At 39.1% G+C, this 16,373-nt stretch carries 20 protein-coding genes; 16 read left to right on the top strand and 4 right to left on the bottom strand.

The features are described 5' to 3' along the window. The first annotated feature begins 28 nt into the window (after nt 1–28). The 11 genes from rnpM to V4T18_RS07505 all read left to right on the top strand — a co-directional run bounded on the left by rnpM (nt 29) and on the right by V4T18_RS07505 (nt 9,954). Nucleotides 29–307: an RNase P modulator RnpM gene (gene rnpM, locus V4T18_RS07555; RefSeq protein ID WP_332648324.1), complete on the top strand. Its 279-nt coding sequence runs from the start codon at nt 29–31 to the stop codon at nt 305–307. Continuing rightward, a complete protein-coding gene (locus tag V4T18_RS07550; protein WP_332648321.1) occupies nt 304–612 on the top strand; it encodes a YlxQ family RNA-binding protein in 309 nt (102 codons plus the stop codon). Before rnpM ends, V4T18_RS07550 begins: the two co-directional genes overlap by 4 nt. Nucleotides 613–626: 14 nt before the next feature. Beyond that, entirely contained in the window at nt 627–2,879 is a 2,253-nt protein-coding gene (infB, locus tag V4T18_RS07545; RefSeq protein ID WP_332648318.1) for a translation initiation factor IF-2, read from the top strand. Next, nucleotides 2,879–3,157 (top strand): DUF503 domain-containing protein, encoded by a 279-nt coding sequence (locus V4T18_RS07540; RefSeq protein WP_332648315.1) that lies wholly within the window; start codon nt 2,879–2,881, stop codon nt 3,155–3,157. The genes infB and V4T18_RS07540 overlap by 1 nt, the downstream gene beginning before the upstream one ends. 66 nt (nt 3,158–3,223) lie before the next feature. Beyond that, nucleotides 3,224–3,568 carry a 30S ribosome-binding factor RbfA gene (gene rbfA, locus V4T18_RS07535; protein WP_332648312.1) on the top strand — a complete coding sequence of 115 codons (345 nt, stop codon included), beginning with the start codon at nt 3,224–3,226 and terminating at the stop codon, nt 3,566–3,568. Nucleotides 3,569–3,885: 317 nt separating this feature from the next. After that, the gene (gene truB / locus V4T18_RS07530) at nt 3,886–4,794 is read left to right on the top strand and encodes a tRNA pseudouridine(55) synthase TruB (protein ID WP_332648310.1); all 909 of its coding nucleotides are present in this window, start codon (nt 3,886–3,888) and stop codon (nt 4,792–4,794) included. 9 nt (nt 4,795–4,803) lie between these two features. Continuing rightward, on the top strand, nt 4,804–5,748 hold the full coding sequence (gene ribF, locus V4T18_RS07525) for a riboflavin biosynthesis protein RibF (protein ID WP_332648307.1): 945 nt from the start codon (nt 4,804–4,806) through the stop codon (nt 5,746–5,748). A 131-nt stretch (nt 5,749–5,879) separates the two neighbouring features. Next, complete coding sequence (rpsO, locus tag V4T18_RS07520) at nt 5,880–6,149, top strand: 30S ribosomal protein S15 (protein WP_332648305.1); 270 nt, start codon at nt 5,880–5,882, stop codon at nt 6,147–6,149. 196 nt (nt 6,150–6,345) lie between these two features. Beyond that, nucleotides 6,346–8,457 (top strand): polyribonucleotide nucleotidyltransferase, encoded by a 2,112-nt coding sequence (gene pnp, locus V4T18_RS07515; RefSeq protein WP_332648302.1) that lies wholly within the window; start codon nt 6,346–6,348, stop codon nt 8,455–8,457. Nucleotides 8,458–8,572: 115 nt separating this feature from the next. Then, nucleotides 8,573–9,793, top strand: coding sequence for a M16 family metallopeptidase (locus V4T18_RS07510; protein WP_332648299.1), 1,221 nt, complete (start codon nt 8,573–8,575; stop codon nt 9,791–9,793). After that, a complete protein-coding gene (locus tag V4T18_RS07505; RefSeq protein WP_332648297.1) occupies nt 9,790–9,954 on the top strand; it encodes a hypothetical protein in 165 nt (54 codons plus the stop codon). Before V4T18_RS07510 ends, V4T18_RS07505 begins: the two co-directional genes overlap by 4 nt. A 4-nt stretch (nt 9,955–9,958) precedes the next feature. Here V4T18_RS07505 and V4T18_RS07500 read toward each other — a convergent pair whose 3' ends face one another. From V4T18_RS07500 to V4T18_RS07485, 4 genes are read right to left on the bottom strand one after another with little or no spacing between them, the layout of a single operon-like run. Next, nucleotides 9,959–10,576 (bottom strand): ABC-2 transporter permease, encoded by a 618-nt coding sequence (locus V4T18_RS07500; RefSeq protein ID WP_332648294.1) that lies wholly within the window; start codon nt 10,574–10,576, stop codon nt 9,959–9,961. A 13-nt stretch (nt 10,577–10,589) separates the two neighbouring features. Further along, on the bottom strand, nt 10,590–11,219 hold the full coding sequence (locus tag V4T18_RS07495) for an ABC-2 transporter permease (protein WP_332648291.1): 630 nt from the start codon (nt 11,217–11,219) through the stop codon (nt 10,590–10,592). After that, nucleotides 11,216–12,058, bottom strand: a complete 843-nt coding sequence (locus V4T18_RS07490; RefSeq protein ID WP_332648289.1) for an ABC transporter ATP-binding protein — start codon at nt 12,056–12,058, stop codon at nt 11,216–11,218. Before V4T18_RS07490 ends, V4T18_RS07495 begins: the two co-directional genes overlap by 4 nt. Continuing rightward, nucleotides 12,055–12,435: a GntR family transcriptional regulator gene (locus tag V4T18_RS07485; RefSeq protein WP_332648287.1), complete on the bottom strand. Its 381-nt coding sequence runs from the start codon at nt 12,433–12,435 to the stop codon at nt 12,055–12,057. The genes V4T18_RS07490 and V4T18_RS07485 overlap by 4 nt, the downstream gene beginning before the upstream one ends. Nucleotides 12,436–12,581: 146 nt before the next feature. Between V4T18_RS07485 and V4T18_RS07480 the strand changes: the two genes are divergently transcribed. The 5 genes from V4T18_RS07480 to dapA all read left to right on the top strand — a co-directional run bounded on the left by V4T18_RS07480 (nt 12,582) and on the right by dapA (nt 16,247). Further along, nucleotides 12,582–12,848: a YlmC/YmxH family sporulation protein gene (locus V4T18_RS07480; protein ID WP_332648284.1), complete on the top strand. Its 267-nt coding sequence runs from the start codon at nt 12,582–12,584 to the stop codon at nt 12,846–12,848. Continuing rightward, nucleotides 12,848–13,609, top strand: a complete 762-nt coding sequence (locus V4T18_RS07475; protein WP_332648281.1) for an NAD(P)-dependent oxidoreductase — start codon at nt 12,848–12,850, stop codon at nt 13,607–13,609. Before V4T18_RS07480 ends, V4T18_RS07475 begins: the two co-directional genes overlap by 1 nt. Then, complete coding sequence (locus V4T18_RS07470) at nt 13,610–14,197, top strand: dipicolinate synthase subunit B (RefSeq protein ID WP_332648278.1); 588 nt, start codon at nt 13,610–13,612, stop codon at nt 14,195–14,197. It begins immediately after the preceding gene. Between the two features lie 84 nt (nt 14,198–14,281). Continuing rightward, complete coding sequence (locus tag V4T18_RS07465) at nt 14,282–15,322, top strand: aspartate-semialdehyde dehydrogenase (RefSeq protein WP_332648275.1); 1,041 nt, start codon at nt 14,282–14,284, stop codon at nt 15,320–15,322. Between the two features lie 13 nt (nt 15,323–15,335). After that, the gene (gene dapA / locus V4T18_RS07460; protein WP_332648272.1) at nt 15,336–16,247 is read left to right on the top strand and encodes a 4-hydroxy-tetrahydrodipicolinate synthase; all 912 of its coding nucleotides are present in this window, start codon (nt 15,336–15,338) and stop codon (nt 16,245–16,247) included. Nucleotides 16,248–16,373: the final 126 nt, after the last annotated feature.

The following is a 16,373-nucleotide window of genomic DNA, read 5'->3' as shown; positions in this document are numbered from 1 at the left end:
GTGTTTCTTGTAGGGAAGGTGATTTCGTATGTCGACAAATAAGAAAATTCCATTACGTAAATGTGTAGCAACAGGTGAAATGCTACCTAAAAAGTCAATGATTCGTGTTGTTCGTTCAAAAGAAGGCGAAGTTTCTGTTGACCCAACAGGTAAAAAATCAGGACGTGGTGCCTACGTATCAAAATCTGAGCAAGCTGTTGAAATTGCACGTAAAAAAAATATTTTAGAGCGCCAATTAGAAGCGAAAATCCCAGATGATGTGTTTGAGGAATTAATCAAGCTCATTCGTAGGGAGTCGATTCTATGACGAATAATGCAATGCTGCAATTATTAGGGTTAGCAGCAAGAGCAAGAAAAGTCATTTCTGGAGAAGAGCTAGTAGTGAAGGACATTCGGAGTGGTAATGCGAAGCTTGTATTGCTTGCTAGAGATGCTTCAGCGAATACTAGTAAAAAAATCACAGATAAATGCAAGTATTACAACGTTGAGTTTCATGTTTTTGGAGATCGTTATGACCTCGGACATGCTACAGGAAAAGAAGCCCGTGTCGCCTTAGCTATAACAGACAGTGGGTTTGCAAAGAAAATATCTAGTCTACTCAACGAAATATAATCGGGGGTGAGCAGATGAGCAAAATTAGAGTTCATGAATATGCGAAAAAGGTAAATAAAACGAGTAAAGAAGTAATTGAGCAGCTAACTAAGCTTGATTTAAAAGTAACTAACCATATGTCAACATTAGAGGCTGAGACAATCTCAAAACTTGATTCTGTCTTTAAGCGAGCAGCAGAACCGAAAAAAGCAACTCCTTCTAAATCACCTGCTAAAGAAGGTCCAAAAGAAGTTAAGCAAGAGGCACGAAAGCAAACAGCTTCAATCCAACCGAAAAAAGTAAATAATGCTTCATCAAATCAAAATCAATCGTCTCAAGGCGAAAAACAAAAGAATGTAAAAGGTAGCCAAAATAGAAATATGACACAACACAATAATAATAACAACAATAATAATAATTCAAACAATCGTAATAAAGGTGGCTATCAGCAACGTAAAAAGCCGGGAATTCACGGTGGTAAACGACGTACACATAAGCCACAACAGCCAGTGCAAATAGTTAAAAAAGAATTACCAGAAAAAATTACTTTTTATGAATCGCTATCAGTTGCTGAATTAGCGAAAAAATTACATCGTGAGCCTTCTGAGCTTATTAAAAAACTATTTATGTTAGGCGTAATGGCCACAATTAACCAAGAGTTAGATAAGGATGCAATTGAATTAATTTGTGCAGACTATGGTGTAGAAGTAGAAGAAGAAGTTCGTGTAGATATTACGGACTTAGAAGTTCACTTCGAGCAAGAAGTAAATGAAGAGGCTCTTCGTGAACGCCCACCAGTTGTAACGATTATGGGACACGTTGACCATGGTAAAACAACTTTACTTGACTCTATCCGTAACACAAAGGTAACAGCAGGCGAGGCTGGTGGTATTACACAGCATATCGGTGCGTACCAAATAACAGACGGCGAAAAGAAAATTACATTCCTTGATACACCAGGACACGCAGCCTTCACAACAATGCGTGCGCGCGGTGCGAAAGTAACAGACTTAGCAATTATCGTTGTTGCAGCAGATGACGGTGTGATGCCACAAACTGTAGAAGCAATTAACCATGCAAAAGCGGCAGAAGTACCGATTATCGTAGCGGTAAACAAAATGGATAAACCTTCAGCCAATCCAGACCGTGTAATGCAAGAGTTAACTGAACATGGTTTAGTGCCAGAAGATTGGGGCGGCGATACAATTTTCGTTCCAATTTCAGCGCTTAAAGGCGAAGGAATTGACCAACTATTAGAAATGATTTTATTAGTTTCTGAAGTTGGTGAGTTAAAAGCAAATCCTAAACGTGCTGCGCTAGGAACTGTAATTGAAGCACAGCTTGATAAAGGTCGTGGATCAGTTGCAACACTTTTAGTACAAGATGGTACATTAAAAGTTGGTGACCCAATCGTAGTAGGCCATGCATACGGTCGTGTACGCGCGATGGTAAATGATCTTGGGCGTCGCGTTAAAGAGGCTGGTCCTTCAACTCCTGTTGAAATTACTGGTTTAAATGACGTGCCACAAGCAGGTGACCGTTTCGTTGTATTTGAAGATGAGAAAACAGCTCGTCAAGTTGGGGAATCACGTGCAATGACTGCGATTCAAAATCAACGCTCAGAGAAACAACGCGTAACACTTGATAACTTATTTGAGCAAATGAGCCAAGGTGATATGAAAGAATTAAACTTAATCGTCAAAGCAGATGTTCAAGGTACAGTGGAAGCGATGGCCGCATCACTTATGAAAATTGATGTGGAAGGCGTCAACGTAAAAATTATTCACACTGGCGCAGGTGCCATTACAGAATCAGATATTTCATTAGCGGCCGCATCAAATGCTATCGTAATCGGCTTCAACGTACGTCCAGATGTTAATGCAAAACGTGCGGCAGAAGCAGAAGGCGTAGATATTCGTTTACACCGTATTATCTATAAAGTAATCGAGGAAATTGAAGCTGCGATGAAAGGTATGCTAGATCCAGAATACGAAGAAAAAATCGTAGGTCAAGCAGAAGTTCGTCAAACGATTAAAGTATCTAAAGTTGGTACAATCGCTGGTTCTTATGTAACTGAAGGTAAAATGGTTCGTGATGCAGGCGTACGTATTATCCGTGAAGGTATCGTTGTGTTTGAAGGTGAGCTTGACTCATTAAAACGCTTCAAAGACGATGCGAAGGAAGTTGCAAAAGGCTACGAATGTGGTATTACAATTAAAAATTATAACGACATTAAGGAAGGCGACATTATTGAAGCCTTCGTAATGGAAGAAATTAAACGCGCTTAATGATTGTATACGCAGAAGTTGAATTCATTATTCAAACTGCCCATTCGTTAAAGGAAAAGCGCGCTGTTTTGCAACGTATGATCACACGAACAAAACAAAAATTTAATGTTTCTGTTGCAGAGATTGATCACCAAAATGTATGGCAACGTACTCGTCTTGCCCTTGTGACAGTTGCTTCCTCTAAAGAAGCGGCTGACCGGGAGATGAGTCATGCTCTGACATTTTTACAGTCAAATCCTGCATGGGAGCAGCTAGATATATGGCGTGACTATTTATAAAACGTACTTTGCGCTAGAGTATAGCGTAATTACTTAGACATTGTTTAAATAAAGGTGGTGACATGTATGTCTCTACGTTCAAACCGTGTCGCTGAGCAAATGAAAAAAGAGCTTGGCGAAATTATCGGTCGTAAAATAAAAGATCCACGAGTAGGTTTTGTAACAATTACAGATGTAGCCGTAACAGGTGACTTGCAGCAAGCGACAGTTTACATTACATCACTAGGAAACGAACGTGAGCGTGCAGAAACGCTAAAAGCTTTAGAAAAGGCTTCAGGCTTCATTCGTTCAGAAATCGGATCACGCATTCGTTTACGTCGTACACCAGAGTTATTTTTCGAATTCGATTCTTCTATTGAATACGGAAATAAAATTGATGAGTTACTACGATCTCTACACGAGGAGAAATAGTTTGATGAAAAGCCTGTCGCTTTAATGCGGCAGGCTTTTTAAAATGTATAAGCGTTTGAGCATGGGCAAGCTCCAGCGTCCAGCCCTTCGAGGTCATGGTCTCCAAGTTTCTACGTGTCGCAAGCACGCTAGGAGCCTTTGTCAACTAGCTGTCGCTGCTGAACTTGGCGCATGCGCTTTTCTTAAATGAACGAGTAGTTTTGATAAAATAGTTCTGATTGGCGGAACATTTTTGATTTTTGGCGGAAGTTTCGGAAAAAATGGCGGAACTTTTGGCGAAAGTCTGCGAGTAATCAATTTACAAAGGAGTTAACATAATGAACGGAATTCTCCCACTTTGGAAAGAGCGCGGTATGACAAGTCATGATTGCGTATTCAAATTACGAAAAATTTTAAAAACGAAAAAGGTCGGTCATACAGGTACATTAGATCCAGGCGTTGAAGGGGTATTACCAATTTGCATCGGTCAAGCGACGCGTATCGCTGAATATTTAACTGATGCCGGAAAAACTTATGAAGCTGTCGTTTCTATCGGAAGAGCGACTACAACTGAGGATGCAGAAGGTGATACGGTCGAAGAAAATCTAGCTCCTAAAGCATTTTCACGACAAGAAATTTTACAGGCTCTTCGTCAATTAACTGGTGAAATTGAACAAACACCACCCATGTTTTCTGCTGTAAAAGTAAACGGGAAAAAATTATATGAGTATGCCCGTGCAGGTCAGACAGTAGAGCGTCCAACACGAAAAATTACGATTTATGAGCTAGAGCTTCTATCAAATGAAGAATCCTTTGAAGGAGAGGAAGTACACTTTTCTATTCGAATCAAATGTAGTAAAGGAACTTATATTCGAACGCTAGCTGTACAAATCGGAGAGGCACTTGGGTATCCTGCACATATGCATGAGCTCGTTCGAACAGCATCTGGAACGTTTACAGAGAAAAATTGTCTAACGCTAGCACAGGTACAGGAAAAGGTTGATGAGAATGATCTTCAATTTATTTTACCTGTTGAATATGCACTGTCAGATTATCCCTATGTTGAAATCGATGAATCGAATGAAAAACAAATTTTCAATGGACAAGTTCTACCGCTACATGCATTATTAGAAGTAAATGAAAAAATAGTGTATGGTGTAAAGGGGAGGGCATTTGCGGTATATATCGCACATCCGACAAAGAAAGGATTTATGAAGCCGGACAAAATGTTCCCTGTAATAGAGTAGGAGGCAATTATGGACGTAATTCATTTAAAATATCCACATCAACTTAAAACAACAGAAGGACCGTATTCATTAGCAATCGGTTTTTTTGATGGTATACATCGAGGGCATCAGGCGGTGATTCAATCTGCCATTAATACAGCGCGAGCAAAAAATTTAAAAAGTGCGGTCATGACATTCGACCCTCATCCATCCATTGTATTAGGTGGGCGAAATGAAAAGGTGTTTTATATTACGCCGCTACAGCAGAAGATTGATACGTTAAAAACATTAGAGGTCGATACCGTATTTGTCGTAAGCTTTACTTCTGATTTTGCGAAGCTTTCGCCTGAAGACTTCATCCAATACTTTATTCGAGACTTGAATATTAAACATGTTACAGCTGGGTTTGATTTTTCATTTGGTGCTTTTGGTAAAGGCAATATGACGTTAATGAACGAGCTAAGTAAGGGCGATTTTGACGTTACTGTTGTTGATAAACTTATAGACTCAGATGAAAAAATCAGTTCAACACGCATTCGAAAATCCCTTCAGGAAGGGGATATGGAAGATGCGCGTGAACTTCTTGGGCGAGCTTATGAGGTACCAGGAATTGTTGTGCATGGGGATAAACGTGGACGTACATTAGGCTTTCCTACAGCAAATGTACAGCAGATGGACGATTGCTTTATCCCAGCAACTGGTGTTTATGCAGTGAAAATATTAGTTCAAAACGAGTGGCTAGATGGTGTATGTAATGTAGGATATAAGCCAACCTTTAATAATCCGGACGATAAGCAGCTTTCTATCGAAGTGCATATTTTTAACTACGATAAAAATATTTATGGTGAAGAAGTTCGGGTTGGTTGGTATAGACGTATTCGCAGTGAAAAAAAATTCAATGGCATCGATGAATTGATTGCACAAATCGAAAAAGATAAAAAAGCCGCTATCGATTATCTAAAAGAGCTATCATAATAGTTGCTTACATCTGTAATTTGTGGTACTATTCATAAGTACAAAAATGTACAAACCTTGGCTCGGCTTTTCGTTTCTCCAACGATTGCTGTGCTAATGGGGATATTTTATTATTTAGGAGGTCATTTCAAATGGCAATTACAAAACAACGTAAAAACGAAATCATCGCTGAGTACCGCACTCACGAGAGCGACACTGGTTCTCCAGAAGTACAAATCGCTGTATTAACTGCAGAAATCAATGCATTAAACACGCACTTAAAAACACACAAAAAAGATTTCCACTCTGAGCGTGGTCTTCTTAAAATGGTAGGTCGTCGTCGTCACTTATTAAAATACTTACGTGAAACTGACGTACAACGTTACCGTGAACTAATCAACAAACTTGGATTACGTCGCTAATCTGAACAAAAAGCGGGATACTTCCCGCTTTTTATTTATGTAAAATAATTCTCTCCTAAATAAAATGATTAAATTTGCACGAATACCCATATTTTTAATGAAAATATTTAGCATAGAAAACGCTTTTTTGATACACTTACTATGGTACATAATAAAGATTACGTAGTGTGTTTCAAGTAGAAAGGGGTTCACTCGAATGAACGACAAAAAAGTCTATTCTTATGAATGGGCTGGCCGTCCACTAGTTATCGAAGTAGGACAGTTAGCAAAACAAGCAAATGGCGCAGCTTTAGTGCGCTATGGCGAAACAGCAGTATTATCAACTGCAACAATGTCAAAATCTCCAAAGCCTTTAGATTTCTTCCCATTAACAGTAAACTATGAAGAACGTCTTTATGCAGCAGGTAAAATTCCTGGTGGCTTTATTAAACGTGAAGGACGCCCATCTGAAAATGCGATTTTAGCTTCTCGCTTAATCGACCGTCCAATTCGTCCGATGTTCCCAGATGGCTTCCGTAATGAAGTACAAGTTATTTCAATGGTTATGTCAAATGATCAAAATTGTCCATCAGATGTAGCAGCAATGTTCGGATCTTCATTAGCGTTAGCTGTTTCAGATATTCCGTTTGATGGACCAATTGCAGGTGTTCATGTAGGCTATATTAACGGTGAATTTGTTGTAAATCCGACAGTAGACCAAGCAGCGAAATCTACAGTGCATTTAACGGTTGCAGGTAATAAAGATGCAATCAACATGGTAGAAGCAGGTGCACTTGAAGTATCTGAAGAAATCATGCTTGAAGCCATTATGTTTGGGCATGACGAAATAAAAAAACTAATCGGTTTCCAAGAGCAAATTGTTGCTGAAATTGGTAAAGAAAAATTAGAAGTTGAGTTATACGAGCTTGACGAGACGCTAGTAACGGCTATTAAAGAAGCTTGCGAAGCTGAAATGAACGCTGCGATTCAAACAGTCGACAAGCTACAGCGAGAAGAAAATATTACGGCTGTAAAAGCACGTATTATTGAAGCGTATGAGGCTGAAGAAGCTGACGATGCAACAATGAAGCAAGTAAAAGCAATCTTAGATAAAATGGTAAAAGACGAAGTACGTCGTTTAATTACAGAGGATAAAATTCGTCCAGATGGTCGTAAACAAGATGAAATTCGTTCACTTTCATCTGAGGTTGATTTATTACCTCGTACACACGGTTCAGCCCTATTCACACGTGGTCAAACGCAAGCATTATCAATTTGTACATTAGGTGCACTTGGTGACGTACAAATTATCGATGGTCTAGGTGTAGAAGAATCTAAACGCTGGATGCATCACTATAACTTCCCTCAGTTCTCTGTAGGGGAAACAGGTCCAATGCGTGGGCCAGGTCGTCGTGAAATTGGTCACGGTGCATTAGGAGAACGTGCGTTACTTGCTGTAATTCCTGATGAAGAAACATTCCCATATGCTATCCGTTGTGTGTCGGAAGTGCTTGAATCAAACGGTTCAACTTCTCAAGCATCAATCTGTGCATCAACTATGGCGATGATGGCTGCTGGTGTTCCACTTAAAGCACCAGTTGCAGGTATTGCGATGGGTCTTGTGAAAAAAGGCGAGCACTATACAGTGTTAACAGATATTCAAGGAATGGAAGACCACTTAGGTGATATGGACTTTAAAGTTGCAGGTACAGCTAAAGGTGTAACAGCACTTCAAATGGACATTAAAATCGACGGTCTTTCTCGCGATATTTTAGAAGAGGCATTAACACAGGCGAAAATCGGTCGTATGCAAATTTTAGAGCATATGATTTCGACAATTGGGGAACCACGTGAGTCTCTATCTCAATATGCACCAAAAATTATTTCAATCAAAATCAATCCTGATAAAATCCGTGATGTTATTGGACCAGGTGGTAAGCAAATTAACAAAATCATTGATGAAACAGGTGTTAAGATTGATACAGAACAAGATGGTACAATCTATATCGCATCTGCTGATGAAGCAATGATCAATCGTGCAAAAGAAATTATCGAATCAATCGTACGTGAAGCAAAAGTTGGCGAATATTATATGGCAACTGTAAAACGTATTGAGAAATTCGGTGCTTTCTGTGAAATCTTCCCAGGTAAAGATGGATTACTACACATTTCAGAAATCCAGGAAGAGCGTACGAAACAAGTTGAGGACGTACTTAAACTTGGCGATCAGCTACTAGTGAAATGTATCGAAATCGACAATCAAGGTCGTGTCAACTTATCACGCAAAATTGTGATTAAAGAAGAAAAGGAACGCGCGGAACAAGCGTAATATAAAAAAGAGGTTGTACTTCGGTGCAGCCTCTTTTTAATAGAATAAATATTAAATAAAATATAAAGGACTCAATTTCTCTGAGCCTTATATTTAAGTGAAATGAGAGGTAATTATGGTTGAAGTAAAAACATGTGAAAATGGTGTTCGGATTGTTTATGAGGAAATTCCACATGTTCGTTCAATATCAGTTGGGATTTGGGTAAATGCCGGATCAAGGTATGAGCAAGCGGAGGAAAATGGGATTACGCATTTTATTGAACATATGCTGTTCAAGGGGACAGAAACGAGGTCTGCTAGACAAATAGCAGAGGAATTTGACCGTATCGGTGGAGAAGTGAATGCTTTTACATCCAAAGAGCATACTTGCTATTACGCAAAGGTGCTTGATCATCATGGTGACCTAGCAATTTCAATTTTAGCGGATATGTTTTTTAACTCAACATTTGCGCCAGAAGAAATTGAACGTGAGCGCCAAGTCGTTTTAGAGGAAATTTATATGAGTGAGGATGCCCCAGATGACGATGTGCATGAAATTTTATGGGGGGTCATGTATCCGGATAATGCATTAGGTAGACCGATATTAGGTAAGGCTGAAACGCTTGCGACATTTAATAGGGACATGATCCGTGAGTACATGGCAAAGCATTACACACCACAAAATGTCGTTATTTCCGTTGCAGGACATCTTCAGGAAGGTCTACTTGAAAAAATCGAGGAGCTGTTTGGCCATTTCCAGGCATCCCATGTTGCCGAGGAGGCGCTATTAACTTACCCAGCGTTTCATGCAGGGGAGATTGTGAAAGTTAGAGATACAGAGCAAGCACATGTAGCAATTTCATTCCCAGCCATCAATGTTACAGATGCGGATATGTATAGCTTTGTCGCATTAAACAATATTATTGGTGGCAATATGAGCTCAAGACTTTTCCAGGAGGTACGGGAAGAGAGAGGATTAGCCTACTCGATTTTCTCTTATCAGTCGTGCTATGAGGATGTAGGAGCATTTACAATTTACGGTAGTGCAAGCAAGCAACAGCTGGACTCACTACAGCACCAAATCGATGCAACACTTCTCGATATTGTGACAGGCGGTGTTACAGAAGAAGAACTTGAAAATGCCAAGGAGCAATTAAAGGGAAGCTTCGTATTAGGCTTAGAGGGTACCGAGGCACATATGAACCGAAACGGCACAAACGAGCTAATTCATGGTAAGCATCGATCTGTAGATGAAGTGCTTTCATTAATAGATGCCATTTCAATGGAGTCAATTGATCGATTAATAGAAAAAATATTAAAGGCAGAGCCAGCTATAGCTATTATTGGCCCGAATTGATAGAACGCTACGCTAATCTCGATACGTCGAGATCGCGTAGCTTTTTAGATTGGGGGAAGTTTTCAAAAAATGGCGAAAAGATTCTAATTTTCGGCGGAAGTTTTCAAAAAATCGGCGGAAAGATCGAAATTATTGGCGGAACATTTAAAACATCAGGCTAATTTCTTAAAAAATTTCCTTCTTTTCTAAATAGGCAATATTAGCCTTCATTCGCCAGTAATAGAAGGCTAGTGCAAGTGCAGGTGCTACGAGTAGCCTTAAATAAATCGTCGGCTCGTGCTGGATTATATAAAATAACGCATGTGGAAATAGTAAGAGCAAGGAAGCTAACATACTAAGCATATTTTCACCGAAATCAATTTCCAGCTTTTCATCTGTAAATAAGAAATATTGTTGCACTGCGGAGCTTACAATCGCGCAAGAAAAAAAGAAACTAATAAAGGATAAGGTTTCTGTTGCTTCAAGTGTTGGATTATTCGCCAATAATAGAAATGGTGAAATAATGCTAAAAGTCATAACAATAAAGAGTAGGGAGATTAAAGCAATACTTTTTACAACTTTCTCACGCCCGATAGGCATGATAGCGAGTAAACGATAGAAATGATTCGATGATAAAAAGAATGTATTAGATAAAATTGTAACAGATATATAAAAGCCAAAAGCAGCAAGCTGCGCCGAATAAATCTTAGTAGTCAAGAAAACACCAATTCCAATAACGAATATGATGTGAATTAGAAATAAATGTTTACTCAATTCCCACTGTAATTTTAATAGGGCTAACAACACGAGCACCTCCTTATGTAAAGTCCTTCCTTTGAAATAATGTGACCGAATAGCGTATTTGGAATTTAGTAAGTGAAAGCAGCGCTAATGAAATTATACTTAGCGCTGCAATTGACGCTGTTGTAAAACTAATTCCCTGTAAAAAATCAAAAACCTTAAGATAGCCTCCAAACAAAAACGATAAAATAATAATAGCTAGAAATAAACCTGCTGCTTTTTGAAAGCGATAATGAAGCCAAAACATAATGTTGCCAAAAAATAATGTCATGCAAAGTGTGAGTACTAACATACCAATAAATAAGGACAATGAAAATCGTTGTACTAGAAGCGAATAAAGTACTAACAACACAACGAAGATCGAACCGAGAATGGAACAAAATGCAAAATAATAATTGAAGTGCGCCCTTACGATTGTTTTTCCGGAAATCGGCATAGAGTTGTACATCGACATATATGTATCCTGGATATCTAGTGTAGTGAGAGACATATATCCAACACCAATAAGATAGCTAAAAAATAGGATTGGGGCTGAATCACCGATAACGCCAAATATAAACCCAAACAGTGAAGAGATCACGCCACATAGCACGAGCTTGGTTTGTGTATCCCACAAATAACGACGAACTAATTTAGCTGCTGTCACTGCTCCTTCACTCCCTTCACAAAGAACACCATTACATCCTCAATAGAAGGTCGTTGGAGCTCAAAAGCCGTACTAACCTTAGAACGTGATACAAGCATCTCTAGCCCGAATGCGGCGCGTCTTTTCCCAATAATCGCATACCTCGGTAGAGCCTCAGCTTGCTCTTTGGTACCTTTCCATATAGCAAAGTCATGTAAAAGCTTATCCTTATTGTCGCTAAACAGTACCTCCCCATTTCTAATAAATGTTAAGCTGTCAGCTATTTTTTCCAAGTCGCTAGTAATATGGGATGAAAAAAGAATTGAATGCTCTGGATTTTCCATAAAATCTAGTAGCAAATCGAGCACCTCATCTCGCACAACTGGGTCAAGGCCACTTGTCGGCTCGTCTAAAATGAGTAGCTTTGGATGGTGTGCTAGTGCCAGCGTAATTCCTAGCTTCATTTTCATGCCGCGCGATAATTTACTAACCTTTGTATATCGTGAGACATCAAGTATGTCGAGTAGCTCAAAAAAATATGTTCGGTCCCAATTGGAATAAACATCCTCATAAAAGTTACACAATTCTAAACTAGTTAGGGATTCAGGAACATGTAGTTCATCAAAGACCACACCAATAAGCTGCTTTAGTTCGGTATTGGAGTGCTGCTGACCGAACAGTCTAATCTCACCTTCTGTTATTTTTAGCATATTGAGTATGCATTTTATTGTCGTAGATTTCCCTGCACCATTTTGACCGATAAAGCCCATCACTGTACCTTGCTCTACGTGGAATGAAATATTATTTAACTTAAACTTACCGAGCTCTTTACTAACCTCTTTAACTTCAATTGCTTTCATTCTATCTCATCCTCCAATAACAGCTGTAATAAGTCCTGCATTTCATCCCTAGAGATATTCGCAGTTTTAACTATTCGTACTGCTTTTGATAGATGCTCTTCAACTTGCCGAAAGAGCGCCTCTCGTAAAAAATCTTGATTACGCTCTGCGACAAAGCTCCCTTTTCCAGGGACTGTTTCAATAAAACCATCGCGCTCTAGGTCGGCATAGGCACGTTTAGTTGTCATCACACTGATTTTTAACTCCATCGCCAGTCGTCGTATAGAAGGTAGTGCATCGCCAGGTAGCAGCTGACCGCCTAAAATGGCTTGCTTTAATTGTTGTGTAATTTGCTCGTAAATAGGCTCCTCGCTTGCGTTACTTAATTTTATTAGCAATTATAGTAACTCCTTTCTTAAAACTGTGTATACACAGTATATACAGTTTTGGGAGTTTTTGTATAGGTAAATCTTTTTGATGGGAACAGCACGTTCAAATATTGCGTGCATATAGTAATCATAAGCTCATATGAAGGAGGGGAACGATGCTACTATCAGAGCTTGCAGAAAAAGAGTTAATTGAGATGGAGAACGGTGTACGATTTGGTTTCTTAGCAGATTCAGAATGTTTATTTGATCCGAAAACAGGCAAGATTCACGGATTTGAGTTAGCGGCACCTTTTCGTCTATCTTTTTCCAAAAAGAAAACAGAATCATCTGTTTTCATTCCTTGGGAAGAAATTCTGCTAATTGGCGAGGACCGCATTTTATTCCAAAAAACAGTACCGACTAGTAAGCAGTATAAACAATGATGGTGGAACGTTGGCTTGTAATTGGAATTGATGATCGCATGAAGCAATTAGCAAAAAAATTGACAGCACCTCACCGAACAGTCTTTTATAAAAATACGTCAAGCTGGAATGCGCAGTTAAATTCATCGGTTCTTGAATTTTGTCCGGATCATATCGTATTACCGATTCAACCATTAACAATTGATGCGCCAATTTTGATTGGTAATAAAAATGTGAAATTTTACGCGGGGCGTTTAACAGAGCAGTGGCGTTCGTTATTAAAAGGTCAGGAAGTACACATGTATCTACAAGATGAAGAATTTATTTGGAAAAATGCCGGGCTAACAGCGGAAGGTTTGCTCGCATTCTTTTATGAAAAAGGTGAAAGTGTTCGAGGTAAGACATTTATTATTACGGGATTCGGTCGAGTAGCAAAAATGCTTGCGCAGCTTTTAAAAAGTCTCCATGCCAATGTGACAATTGCCGTTCGTTCGGACACACAATTAAATGAAGCAAAGGCACTAGGCTATGAAGCGATTGATTTGCAAACGACGAATATTCATCAAGCAACAGCCATTATTAATACAATCCCTGCACAATGGTTAACACAATCATTTAGTGATTGCATTCACATGCCGATTTACGATGTAGCCTCTGCACCAGGATGCTTGTATTACGTTACGAGGAAAGACTACACATTACTGCCAGCCTTACCAGGGAAATATTTTGCAGATGATGCTGCACATGTGCTATATGAAACGATTACGCGTGGAGGTGACTAAATGCTTGAAGGTAAACGAATAGGACTTGGAATAACGGCATCACATTGTACTTATGAGGATGTAGTGCCGAAAATTACGAGTTTGACAGCTGCTGGTGCAACAGTTGTACCGATTATTACCAACTCGGTACTGCATGCAGCAACACGCTTCGGAACAGGTGAGGAGTGGATTGCAAAGATTGAAAGCTTATCAGGTGAAAAGGTTGTTTCTAGTATTACCGAAGCGGAGCCATTTGGACCGAAAAACCCATTAGATTGTATGGTAATTGCACCGATGACGGGTAATTCATTAAGCAAATTTGCAAACGCTGCAACCGATAGTGCTGTTTTAATGGCTGCAAAGGCAACGCTACGAAATGGCTCGCCAGTAGTAATTGGTATTTCTACAAATGATGCGCTTGGATTAAATGGTATGAACCTAATGAAGCTAATGAATGCTAAAAATGTATATTTTATACCTTTTGGTCAAGATGATCCGATAAATAAACCAACATCCCTTGTTGCAGATTTCAACAAAATGCTCGAAACTGTGCATTATGCGCTCGCTTATAAAAAACAATTACAACCAATATTTATACAATATTTTTAATTGTCAAATAATCATACACAATTCAATGGATTTGTGATACAATATCCAACATTATGTAACTAGTTTTAGAGGAGAGATGAGACAATGACAAAGCAATTAAATGTCGCGGTAGTTGGTGCGACAGGTGCAGTAGGTTCGAAAATGATGGAACAGCTAATTAAACGTAATTTTCCTATTAAAAATATAAAATTTTTAGCATCAGCACGTTCAGCTGGAAAAACAATCGAGTTTAATGGTTCAACCTATACAATTGAAGAAGCGAAGCCAGAAGCTTTTGAAGGAGTAGATGTAGCGCTATTCTCAGCGGGTGGTTCTGTATCTGCTGCATTAGCACCTGAAGCTGCAAAACGTGGGGCAGTGGTCATTGATAACACAAGTCACTTCCGTATGGATCCAGAAGTTCCGTTAGTAGTACCAGAAGTAAACCGTCATGCATTAAAAGAATTACCTAAAGGAATTATTGCAAATCCGAACTGTTCAACTATTCAAATGGTAGCTGCGCTTCAACCAATTCGCGAAAAATTCGGCTTAACAAAAGTTATTGTTTCAACATATCAAGCTGTTTCTGGATCTGGTATCGCTGCCATAGACGAATTAAAGGATCAAAGTGCACAGTGGGAAGCAGGTAAGAACGTTGAAGCAAGTGTTTTACCATGTAAAGCAGATAATAAGCATTATCCGATAGCACGTAATGTTATTCCGCAAATTGACAAATTTACGGACAATGGCTTTACATATGAAGAAATGAAAATGATAAACGAAACGAAAAAAATTATGGAATTACCAGAGCTAAAAGTGGCAGCAACTTGTGTTCGAGTGCCAGTCGTTTCAGGTCACTCAGAGTCTGTCTATATTGAGCTTGAAAAAGAAGCAACACTACAAGAGATTTTTGCCTTATTAAAAGAAGCACCAGGTATTGTTTTACAGGATGATATTGCAACGCAGGAATACCCAATGCCAATCTTTGCAGAAGGTGAAGAGCCAACATTCGTAGGTCGTATCCGTCAAGATCTAGATAATAAAAAAGGATTCCATTTATGGATTGTAGCTGACAACTTATTAAAAGGTGCAGCGCTAAACTCAATTCAAATTGCTGAAGCGATGCTAGAGGATAATTTACTTTAAGAGGGGTGCAAGTATGAATATCGGTCGTATAGGAACGGCAATGATAACGCCGTTTAAAAAAGATGGCACAATTAACTACCCAGAATTAGAACGAATTATTAATCACTTAATCGATAATGGCACAGATGCAATTATCGCTTGCGGAACAACATCAGAAAATCCAACGATGTCAACAGAGGAAAAAATTGAAGTTGTACGCTTTACTGTTGAAAAGGTAGCAGGACGTGTACCTGTTATCGCTGGAACGGGAGATAACGAAACAGCGTATTCCATCGCTATGACACATAAAGCGGAGGAAAATGGTGCAGACGGCATTATGCTTGTAACACCGTATTACAACAAACCAAACCAGCGCGGGATGTATGCCCACTTTCAAACGATTGCTAAGGAAACGAAGCTACCTGTCATGTTATATAATGTGCCAGGACGTACAGGTGCGAATATTTTAGCCGAAACGACAATCTCATTAAGCCGTGACGTAGAAAATATTACATGCATCAAGGAAGCGAGCGGTAATTTAGACCAAATGGGTGACATTATTGAAAATGTTGAAAATGACTTCCTTGTTTACAGTGGCGATGATGGTCTAACACTTCCACTTCTTGCAATAGGTGGAGCAGGAGTTATTTCTGTTGCATCACATGTTGTTGGGAATGATATGCAATTAATGATTAAAGCTTTTGAAGAAGGAAATCATAAGCTAGCGGCAAAAATTCACCGCGCGCTTCTTCCTCTTTGCCGTGCATTATTTGCACAGCCAAACCCATCACCTGTAAAATATGCTATGACAAAGCTAGGTTTTGATACACTAGATGTTCGCATGCCAATGATGGAAATGCTGCCAGAAGAAAAGGCTGCCTTTGATAAAATTTGGGATACGTATCAAGAAAAAGCAAAAGGATTTCGTGCATTAGCAGTGAAATAACTGGATTGAAAACTAACCGTAGACTAATTCGATCAGGTTCGAATAGTCTGCGGTTTTTTTATAGGAATCCGATACCAATATTTCGTTTCCTAGCAGTTCATCAAAATTTTCTTAATATATAGTAGC

Origin of the sequence: Lysinibacillus sp. 54212 (genome assembly GCF_036662795.1) — a bacterium.
Taxonomy (GTDB): Bacteria; Bacillota; Bacilli; order Bacillales_A; family Planococcaceae; genus Lysinibacillus_B.
Note: the sequence above shows the minus strand (reverse complement) of the source record. Positions and strands in the feature narration are given on the sequence as shown.